A 9,113-nucleotide genomic window follows, 5' to 3' on the forward strand; every position below is an offset into this window, starting at 1 on the left:
GCGCACCCCTGTCGGTGCGCGGTCTTTCGGTGCGCGGTCATTCGGTGTGCCGACTTACCGTGCGCGGCCCTTCCGTGCCTCAGGAGGCCCCGGCCCCGCGGTGGTGCGCCGTGATGCCGAAGCGCTGCTGTTCGCGGGAAGCGGACGCGGCCTCGCGGACGGCGGAGACCGCGGTGATCACCTGTTCCTCGGCGAACTCGGCCGGCCCCACGGGCTCCGCGAGTTTCTCCAGTCGCTCCAGGTCGGCGGCGGAGACGAGGGCGACGAGGGGCTTGCCGTGGCGGGTCACGACGACGCGCTCACCGCCGTACACCACGCGGTTGATCAGGTCGGCGAGCTCAGCCCTGGCTTGCGTCACCGGAATCTCGTAGGCCATGACCCCATTCTAGCGTCACGTACGTCCTGTACATTTTTTACAGACACAGAAGGAGGGGTGCCTCATGACCCGACCGTCCGCCCGCCATGTCCTGCCCGAGTTCACGGAACGCACGAGCGCCGGCCAGAAGACGACGGACCCTTACTCGAAGCTCCTGGAGGAGCGGATCGTCTTCCTCGGCACCCAGGTCGACGACACGTCGGCGAACGATGTGATGGCCCAGTTCATGCACCTCGAGTACCAGGACCCGGACCGGGACATCTCCCTCTACATCAACTCCCCCGGCGGCTCGTTCAGCGCGATGTCGGCGATCTACGACACGATGCGGTTCGTCACCTGCGACGTGGAGACGGTCTGCCTGGGACAGGCCGGCTCGTCCGCCGCGGTGCTGCTGGCGGCGGGCACCCCGGGCAAGCGGTTCGCCCTGCCCGGCGCGCGCATGGTCATCCACCAGCCCTCCCTGCCCGGGCCGCTGGAGGGACAGGCCTCCGATCTGGCCATACAGGCCGAGGAATTGGGGCGCGTCCGCCTCCGTCTGGAGGAGATGCTCGTACGGCACACCGGGCGCACCCACGAGCAAGTCACCGCGGACATCGAGCGGGACAGGATCCTGGACGCGCAAGAGGCCGTGGAATACGGCCTGGTGGACCGGATCATCCCCAGCCGCAAGGCGTCACGCACCGCGCCCGGCGCCCGGTGAGCGGGCGATGCTGCCACCGGAACTTCCTCCGCTGCCCGCCCTGACGCGCGCCGAGGGCGAGTTGATCGACCGTTACCTCGAAGTGGTCGACCTGCTCGGCCGCATCAACCCGGCGCATCACGGTGACACCTACCGCGGACTGCGGGCCGCCCAGGCGCTGGTGGCGAAGGCCGCCGAACTGCGCGACGCGCTGGCGACCATGCATCAGCGCGGCGAGACCGAGGTGCACGCCATGACCCTGGCGCGGGCGCTGCGGGTGCTCGACGGCGAGCGGCGCACAGCCCGGGTCACGCTGCCGCCGCAGTGTCCGGACCGAGGTTGAAACGGACCAAAAGGCGTACCCCCGTTTGGAGTAGACACCCCTCCTCCGACAGGGCCGTCGAGGTTGCGCAACGCGCGTAGCCCAGCTCCGGAATGAGTACCTCCGTCGCTGGTCCGGGGGTCCTCGACCCCCTCGACGCTCCCTCGAACAGCCGAGTGTCCACCCGAACGGGTGAGTGGTGAGTAACACCACAAATCCCCGATTCCATTGGGTTTTTCGGCGTGGAGTGCGTGAAGATCCCTGTCTGACGACAAGACCCCGCCGCAGCGGCGGGGCGATCCGGGCGGACGCCGAGTCCTGCCGCCGCACGGATGACCGGTCGACAGGAGTGGATCGGCAGGAGTGGAGGACCCAAGCACGACGGGTCGCCGGAACGGCCGTCAACAGCCGTCCCGAGCAGCCCTTGGGGTGAAGCCGCAGCAGCGGCCGGGCAACTTCGCCAGCCCGAATCCGACAGGTCATCCTTCACAGGCGGCTGACGAAGGGTTGCGCATGTCTGCGCTCAATCGTGTCCCGTCGCTCATGGTCCGGGCCGGTACGGCCTCGGCTCTCACCATCGCCGCAGTGGGCGGCTCGATCGTGGTCCCGGGCGTCGCATCCGACGCCGAGGCCGCCACATCGGCGACGAAGGCACTCCAGGTAGCGGCCTCCAAAAAGGGTTCCCCGTACAAGTGGGGCGCCGCGGGACCGCACCGGTTCGACTGCTCCGGGCTCACGCTCTACTCGTACAAGAAGGCGGGCAAGAGCCTGCCTCGGACGGCGGCCCAGCAGTACAACAAGACCCGCCACATCTCCGCGGGGAACCGCAAGGCCGGAGACCTCGTGTTCTTCCACTCCGGCTCCAGCGTGTACCACGTCGGCATCTATGCCGGGAAGGGGAAGATCTGGCACTCCCCGAAGAGCGGGGAGGTCGTGAAGCTGCAGAAGATCTGGACCAAGAGCGTCTGGTACGGCCGGGTCAAGTGACCTGTCCCGTGGGGGTGTCGGCGACCTGACCTGCCGTCACCCTCGCGGGGCCGGCCGTGACGCCCTGAGAGGCGCCTCCGTTTCCGGAGGCGCCTCTCTACGGCTCCTGCTGCCCCGCCGCGGAGACCGGCTCGGCCGGTACCGTCCACGGGAGTTCGATGGAGACGGTCTTGCCGCCCTCACGGGTGGGCCGGACTCTCAGCTTGCCGCCGCACTCCGCGGTCAGCCAGCGGATGATGACCATGCCACGGCCGTTGTCCTGCTGGACGGCGGCCGGCAGCCGTTTGGGGAACCGCGGATGGCTGTCGGTGACCCCGATGCGCAGTTGTTCGTCACGGTCGAGCTGGATGTCCACCGTGAAGGTGGGTGACTGCCCGAAGGTGTGCTGTACGGCGTTGGTGGCGAGTTCGGAGACGATGAGCCGGATCGTCTCGGCCGCTTCCGTGTCCGCCGGCAGACCCCATTCCGCCAGAGTGCCGATGACATACGTGCGGGCCGCGGAGACCGAGGCGGGATCGCTCGGCAGAGTGACGGATGCTTCCAGATGGTCTGCCATGGCGACGTCGTCCCTTTCCCACGGGACCGCAGTCCGACACGGAGCGGATGGTTCGAGTACGGTCCCGGACTGGTGCTTCATCGCCAGACTGCCATTACCCGGCCGGTCACGGTGCCGATCCACCAAGATATGCATATATCTGTCGCTCGAAGCGGTGAACTCTCCGACGGAAGACCGTATTTGGGCGGCCCGGAAGGAGTAAGGAGTAGCCCATGCAGCACGGTCCCGCGGTACGCCGCCGGAAACTGGGCGCCGAACTGCGTGCGTTGCGCACCAGTGCGGGGCTCACCAGTGGTGAGGCGGCCCGGCTGGTGGGCTGGCACCAGTCGAAGGTGAGCCGGATCGAGACCGGCGCCAGCGGCGTGAAACCGGCCGACGTGCGGTTACTGCTGGACGCCTACGCGGTGCACGACGCCCGGCTACGGGAGTTACTGCTGGTCTTGGCGGGCTCCGACGAGGGCGCCGGACGGCACCACTGGTGGCACCAGTACCGCGGGGTACTGCCACCGACGTATCGCGACTTCATCAGCCTGGAGTCCCAGGCCGGTGCGATGCGCACGCTGGAGACCTCCGTGGTGCCCGGGCTGCTCCAGACGCCCGAGTACGCGCGCGCGGTGACCCGGGCCGCGGTGAACGGGCTCGGCACGGAGCCGGACGAGCGGCTCGACGCGCTGGTCGAGGTCCGGCTGGCCAGACAGGACGTCCTGCGGGCCGAACCACCGCTGAAGCTGAGCGCGGTGCTGGACGAGGCGGTGCTGCGCCGGGACATCGGCGGCCCCGACGTCATGGCGGGACAACTGCGGCGGCTCATCGAGGCGGCCCGGCTGCCCCAGGTCCGGATTCAGGTACTCCCATTCGCCGCAGGAGCCCACATCGGCATCACGGGGCCTTTCGTAATCTTCTCGTTTTCGAACACATCTGATCTGGACGTGGTTGTTCTCGACCACTTGACGAGTAGCCTCTACCTCGAGCGGAAAGAAGACCTCCAGGCCTATACCGAGGCCTTCAACGCTCTTCAGATCCACGCCCTTTCGCCCGAGGACTCGTTGGATTACATCGCCGGGATAGGTGACGGCGCGTAAGGAGGCACCATGTCCGCAATGCCTCGGAACGTACCTTCCAGTATCGATCTGCACACGGCGCGGTGGCTGCGCAGCAGCTACAGCACCGGAGCCAACAACTGTGTCGAGACGGCTCGGCCGCACACCGGTCCAGGGACCGGGCTGCTCGCCGTGCGCGACTCCAAGAACCCGTCCGGACCCGCGCTGCTCTTCTCCCCCGGGAGCTGGGCGGAGTTCACGGCCGCGTTCTGATCCCTTTTGCCCCCGGCACGGCCGTGTCACGCCGACTCATGGTCGTGTCTGACCGATCACACGTACAGCGCGTTCGATCTGCGCCGCGGAGAGGTCCGCGCGGGCGGTCAGCCTGAGCCGTGAGATGCCGTCGGGCACGGAAGGAGGACGGAAGCAGCCCACGGCCAGACCCGCGGTGCGGCAGTCGGCCGCCCACCGCACGGCCTCCTCCGGGGACGGCGCGCGCACGGAGACGACCGCGGCGTCCGGGCGTACCGCCTCGTGACCCGCGGCGGTCAGCCGTGCGTGCAGTTCGGCGGCCACCTCGCGGGCCCGCGCCGCGCGCGCGGGCTCGCGGCGCAGCAGGCGCAGTGCCGCGAGGGCCGCGCCCGCCGCGGCGGGCGCGAGCCCGGTGTCGAAGATGAAGGTCCGGGCCGCGTTGACCAGGTGGTCGATCACCCGGGCGGGGCCGAGGACTGCGCCGCCCTGGCTGCCGAGCGACTTGGACAGCGTGACCGTCACGACGACGTCGTCGGCGCCCGCGAGTCCCGCCGCGTGCGGGGCGCCGCGGCCGCCGTCGCCGAGCACACCGAGGCCGTGGGCGTCGTCGACCAGCAGCCCCGCGCCGCGCTCCCGGCATGCCTCGGTGAGCCCGGTCAGCGGGGCGGCGTCGCCGTCCACCGAGAAGACGGTGTCGGACACGACGACCGCGGGACCCTCGTGCGTCCGGAGCGCCTTGCGCACGGCCTCGGGATCGGCGTGGCCGACGACCTGGGTCGTGCCGCGTGCCAGCCGGCAGCCGTCGATCAGCGAGGCGTGGTTGCCGGCGTCGGAGACGATCAGTGAGCCGTGCGGGGCCAGTGCGGTGACGGCGGCGAGGTTGGCGGCATAGCCGGAGGAGAAGACGAGGGCCGCCTCGAAACCGCAGTATTCGGCCAGCTCGACCTCCAGCTGAGTGTGGAGCTCGGTGGTGCCGGTGACGAGTCGGGACCCGGTGGAGCCTCCGCCCCAGGTCCGGGCGGCCCGCGCGGCCCCTTCGGTGACCTCGGGGTGGCGGGCGAGGCCCAGGTAGTCGTTGCTCGCCAGGTCCAGGAGCGGCGAGTCGGCGGGGCGGGGCCTCAGGGTGCGTACGAGTCCGGCGCGACGGCGCAGCAGCGCCTGCTCGTCGATCCAGCCGAACGCCATGGGTCCTCCGAGGGTTTTGTAGGCAGCGAACAGACACTAATGGGATGAGCAGCCCCCCACTGTGTGGCAATACCCACACAGTGAATGGCCTCTGTTGTGCGAACTCTCCTTGGCCCGAGACGGCTCCTTAGGACAGGATCGGTTTTCATGGACCTGCTGAACACGCTGGTGGACAAGGGGCTTCGGCGCGAGCTGCCGACCCGCGAGGAAGCACTCTCCGTCCTCGCCACCTCCGACGACGACCTGCTCGATGTGGTGGCCGCGGCCGGAAAGGTGCGCCGGCACTGGTTCGGCCGACGGGTGAAACTGAATTACCTCGTCAACCTCAAGTCCGGCTTGTGTCCCGAGGACTGCTCCTACTGCTCGCAGCGCCTCGGCTCGACGGCCGGCATCCTGAAGTACACCTGGCTCAAGCCGGACGAGGCCTCCAAGGCCGCCGCGGCCGGACTCGCGGGCGGCGCCAAGCGGGTCTGTCTGGTGGCGAGCGGTCGCGGGCCGACGGACCGGGACGTGGACCGGGTCTCCGACACCATCAAGGCGATCAAGGACCAGAACGAGGACGTCGAGGTGTGCGCCTGCCTCGGTCTGCTCTCCGACGGCCAGGCCGAGCGGCTGCGCGAGGCAGGCGCCGACGCCTACAACCACAACCTCAACACGTCCGAGGCGACGTACGGCGAGATCACGACCACGCACACCTACGCCGACCGCGTGGACACCGTGCAGAAGGCGCACGCGGCCGGTCTGTCGGCGTGCTCGGGTCTCATCGCCGGTATGGGCGAGTCGGACGAGGACCTCATCGACGTGGTCTTCTCGCTGCGCGAGCTGGACCCGGACTCGGTGCCGGTGAACTTCCTGATCCCCTTCGAGGGCACCCCGCTGGCCAAGGAGTGGAACCTCACCCCGCAGCGCTGTCTGCGCATCCTGGCGATGGTCCGGTTCGTCTGCCCGGACGTCGAGGTGCGCATCGCGGGCGGTCGCGAGGTCCATCTGCGCAGCATGCAGCCCCTCGCCCTGAACCTGGCCAACTCGATCTTCCTCGGCGACTACCTCACCAGCGAGGGCCAGGCCGGCAAGGCCGACCTCGACATGATCGCGGACGCCGGGTTCGAGGTGGAGGGCGCGGGCGAGGTGACGCTGCCGCAGCACCGGGCGGACGTGGCCGCCGCCGCGGGCGGGTGCGGATCGCACGAAAGCGCGGGCTGCGGATCGCACGAGGGCGCCGGGTGCGGCTCCGTCTGCGGTTCGGCTGCCGAGCCGGCCGTGAGCGAGCCGGCGGTGGGTGAGGCCCGTACGGACCTGGTCGCGGTACGCCGTCGTGGTGCCGGAACGGACCTCGCGCCCAATGCCTGAGCTGCCCGTGTCCGAGCTGCTGGAGCTCGACCGGCGGCATGTCTGGCATCCGTACGGCCCGATGCCGGGCCGCGCCGAGCCGCTCGTCGTGGAGTCGGCGAGCGGGGTGCGGCTGCGCCTCGCGGGCAGCTCGGACGAGCTCGTGGACGGCATGTCGTCCTGGTGGTCGGCCATCCACGGCTACAACCACCCGGTGCTCAACGAGGCCGCGCGCGAGCAGCTGGGGCGGATGAGTCATGTGATGTTCGGCGGGCTCACCCATGAGCCCGCCGTACGGCTCGCGAAGCTCCTTGTCGACATGTCGCCCGACGGGCTGGAGCATGTCTTCCTCGCCGACTCCGGGTCGGTGTCGGTCGAGGTCGCCGTGAAGATGTGCCTCCAGTACTGGCGTTCGCTCGGCCGCCCAGGCAAGCACCGGCTGCTGACCTGGCGCGGCGGGTACCACGGCGACACCTGGCAGCCGATGTCGGTGTGCGATCCCGAGGGCGGGATGCACGAACTGTGGACCGGCGTGCTCCAGCGCCAGGTGTTCGTGGGGCCGCCGCCGGTCGAGTACGAGGAGTCGTACGCCGAGGAGCTCCGCTCGGCTATCGCGGCGCATGCCGACGAGCTGGCCGCGGTGATCGTGGAGCCCGTCGTGCAGGGCGCGGGCGGGATGCGGTTCCACTCCCCCACGTATCTGCGGGTGCTGCGCGAGGCGTGCGACGCGCACGACGTGCTGCTGGTGTTCGATGAGATCGCGACCGGCTTCGGGCGTACGGGCGCGCTGTTCGCGGCGGAGCACGCGGCGGTGACGCCGGATGTGATGTGCGTGGGCAAGGCGCTGACCGGCGGCTATCTGACGATGGCGGCGACGCTGTGCACGTCGAGGGTGGCCGACGGCATCTCGCGGGGCGAGGTCCCGGTGCTCGCGCACGGCCCCACGTTCATGGGCAATCCGCTCGCCGCGGCCGTGGCCTGTGCCTCGATCGAGCTGCTGCTCGGCCAGGACTGGCTCGCGGAGGTCAAGCGGATCGAGGCGGGCCTGCGGGAGGGGCTGGCGACGGCCCGGGAGCTGCCGGGCGTACGGGACGTACGGGTTCTCGGGGCGATCGGCGTGGTCCAGCTGGACCACCCGGTGGACATGAGGGCGGCCACGGAGGCGGCGGTGCGCGAGGGCGTGTGGCTGCGGCCGTTCCGCGACCTGGTCTACACGATGCCCCCGTACGTCACGGGGGACGCGGATGTGGCACGGATCGCGCGCGCGGTGTGCGCCGCGGCTCGGGAGGGATGACATGTCGGTACTGGTGATCACGGGTACGGGCACGGAGGTCGGCAAGACCGTCGCCACCGCCGCGGTCGCCGCCGCCGCGGTGGCGGCGGGCAGGTCCGTGGCCGTGCTCAAGGCGGCCCAGACCGGTGTGGGTCCGGGCGAGCCCGGGGACGCGCAGGAGGTGGCGCGGCTGGCGGGGCCCGTGACGACCGCCGAAGTCGCCCGCTACCCGGAGCCGTTGGCCCCCGGGACGGCGGCCCGGCGGGCCGGGCTCCCGCCGGTGCACCCGCACCAGGTCGCCGAGGCCGCCGCCAAACTGGCCACCGAGCACGACCTGGTTCTGGTCGAGGGCGCCGGTGGACTGCTCGTACGGTTCGACGAGGAGGGCGGCACCCTGGCGGACGCGGCGGAACTGCTGCGGGCGCCGGTGCTGGTGGTGGCGTCGGCGGGCCTGGGCACCCTGAACACGACGGAACTGACGGCGCGTGAACTGCGAGGCCGCGAGCTGGAATTGCTCGGTGTCGTGATCGGCAGCTGGCCCGACTCCCCGGATCTGGCGTCGCGTTGCAATGTGGCGGACCTGCCGGAGGTGTCGGGGGCACCGCTGCTCGGGGCCCTGCCCGAGGGTGCGGGGTCGCTGGCGCCCGCCGACTTCCGTGCGGGAGCGCCTGGTTGGCTGGCGTCGCGGCTGGACGGGGTGTGGGACGCGGAGGCGTTCCGGGAGCGGGCGGCCGACTGACAGCCGGTGCCCGCGGAACGCACTCGGGTGCCCCTCACATCCTCTCTCCCTCCCCCAGCAGCCGCACCAGTTCGATCCGCGACCGGATCCCCAACCGCGTGAACACGCCCCGCAGATGGTGGTCGATGGTGCGCGGGCTCAGGGCGAGGCGGGTGGCGATCTCGCGGTTGGTGGCGCCGTCGGCGGCCATGCGGGCGACCATGAGCTGCTGGGCCGTGAGTCGGACGGTGGGGTCGTCGGGGGCTGTCCCTTCTACACATCTGGCGCTGCCGACCGAGGGGATAGGTCGAGGATCGGTGGGTGGCGAGCCAGTAAACAACAACATACAACGACACGCCGCACCCACCCGCCAGCACACCACGACCGCCCTGCCAA

At 70.4% G+C, this 9,113-nt stretch carries 11 protein-coding genes, 1 pseudogene and 1 riboswitch; of the genes and pseudogenes, 8 read left to right on the forward strand and 4 right to left on the reverse strand.

What is annotated here, in order from left to right; translation table 11 throughout:
• Window positions 1–79: 79 nt before the first annotated feature.
• Complete coding sequence (locus HLK59_RS32335; protein WP_171145121.1) at window positions 80–376, reverse strand: type II toxin-antitoxin system Phd/YefM family antitoxin; 297 nt, start codon at window positions 374–376, stop codon at window positions 80–82.
• 64 nt (window positions 377–440) lie between these two features.
• Here HLK59_RS32335 and HLK59_RS32340 point away from each other — a divergent pair, with 64 nt between their 5' ends.
• The 3 genes from HLK59_RS32340 (at window position 441) to HLK59_RS32350 (ending at window position 2,364) form a co-directional block, all read left to right on the forward strand.
• Window positions 441–1,076, forward strand: a complete 636-nt coding sequence (locus HLK59_RS32340) for an ATP-dependent Clp protease proteolytic subunit (RefSeq protein WP_171145122.1) — start codon at window positions 441–443, stop codon at window positions 1,074–1,076.
• 7 nt (window positions 1,077–1,083) lie between these two features.
• A complete protein-coding gene (locus tag HLK59_RS32345) occupies window positions 1,084–1,398 on the forward strand; it encodes a hypothetical protein (protein ID WP_171145123.1) in 315 nt (104 codons plus the stop codon).
• A 278-nt stretch (window positions 1,399–1,676) separates the two neighbouring features.
• A riboswitch (cyclic di-AMP (ydaO/yuaA leader) is annotated at window positions 1,677–1,887 on the forward strand.
• 3 nt (window positions 1,888–1,890) lie between these two features.
• Window positions 1,891–2,364, forward strand: a complete 474-nt coding sequence (locus HLK59_RS32350) for a C40 family peptidase (protein ID WP_171145124.1) — start codon at window positions 1,891–1,893, stop codon at window positions 2,362–2,364.
• Window positions 2,365–2,461: 97 nt separating this feature from the next.
• Here HLK59_RS32350 and HLK59_RS32355 read toward each other — a convergent pair whose 3' ends face one another.
• Entirely contained in the window at window positions 2,462–2,920 is a 459-nt protein-coding gene (locus HLK59_RS32355) for an ATP-binding protein (RefSeq protein WP_171145125.1), read from the reverse strand.
• Window positions 2,921–3,132: 212 nt separating this feature from the next.
• On the opposite strand from HLK59_RS32355, the gene HLK59_RS32360 reads away from it, so the two are divergent.
• Both HLK59_RS32360 and HLK59_RS32365 read left to right on the forward strand, forming a co-directional pair.
• On the forward strand, window positions 3,133–4,002 hold the full coding sequence (locus HLK59_RS32360; RefSeq protein ID WP_171145126.1) for a helix-turn-helix transcriptional regulator: 870 nt from the start codon (window positions 3,133–3,135) through the stop codon (window positions 4,000–4,002).
• Between the two features lie 9 nt (window positions 4,003–4,011).
• Window positions 4,012–4,233 (forward strand): DUF397 domain-containing protein, encoded by a 222-nt coding sequence (locus HLK59_RS32365; RefSeq protein WP_171145127.1) that lies wholly within the window; start codon window positions 4,012–4,014, stop codon window positions 4,231–4,233.
• Window positions 4,234–4,269: 36 nt separating this feature from the next.
• Here the strand turns inward: HLK59_RS32365 and HLK59_RS32370 are convergent, their stop codons facing one another.
• Window positions 4,270–5,397 carry an 8-amino-7-oxononanoate synthase gene (locus HLK59_RS32370; protein ID WP_171145128.1) on the reverse strand — a complete coding sequence of 376 codons (1,128 nt, stop codon included), beginning with the start codon at window positions 5,395–5,397 and terminating at the stop codon, window positions 4,270–4,272.
• Window positions 5,398–5,544: 147 nt separating this feature from the next.
• Here HLK59_RS32370 and bioB point away from each other — a divergent pair, with 147 nt between their 5' ends.
• From bioB to bioD, 3 genes are read left to right on the forward strand one after another with little or no spacing between them, the layout of a single operon-like run.
• On the forward strand, window positions 5,545–6,747 hold the full coding sequence (gene bioB / locus HLK59_RS32375; RefSeq protein WP_171145129.1) for a biotin synthase BioB: 1,203 nt from the start codon (window positions 5,545–5,547) through the stop codon (window positions 6,745–6,747).
• The gene (locus tag HLK59_RS32380) at window positions 6,740–8,020 is read left to right on the forward strand and encodes an adenosylmethionine--8-amino-7-oxononanoate transaminase (protein WP_171145130.1); all 1,281 of its coding nucleotides are present in this window, start codon (window positions 6,740–6,742) and stop codon (window positions 8,018–8,020) included. Before bioB ends, HLK59_RS32380 begins: the two co-directional genes overlap by 8 nt.
• A gap of 1 nt (window position 8,021) precedes the next feature.
• Complete coding sequence (bioD, locus tag HLK59_RS32385) at window positions 8,022–8,738, forward strand: dethiobiotin synthase (protein ID WP_171145131.1); 717 nt, start codon at window positions 8,022–8,024, stop codon at window positions 8,736–8,738.
• A gap of 34 nt (window positions 8,739–8,772) precedes the next feature.
• Here bioD and HLK59_RS32390 read toward each other — a convergent pair.
• Window positions 8,773–8,961, reverse strand: a pseudogene (locus HLK59_RS32390) (helix-turn-helix transcriptional regulator); the annotation flags it as partial.
• Window positions 8,962–9,113: the final 152 nt, after the last annotated feature.

The organism is Streptomyces sp. S3(2020), assembly GCF_013044505.1.
GTDB lineage: Bacteria > Actinomycetota > Actinomycetes > Streptomycetales > Streptomycetaceae > Streptomyces.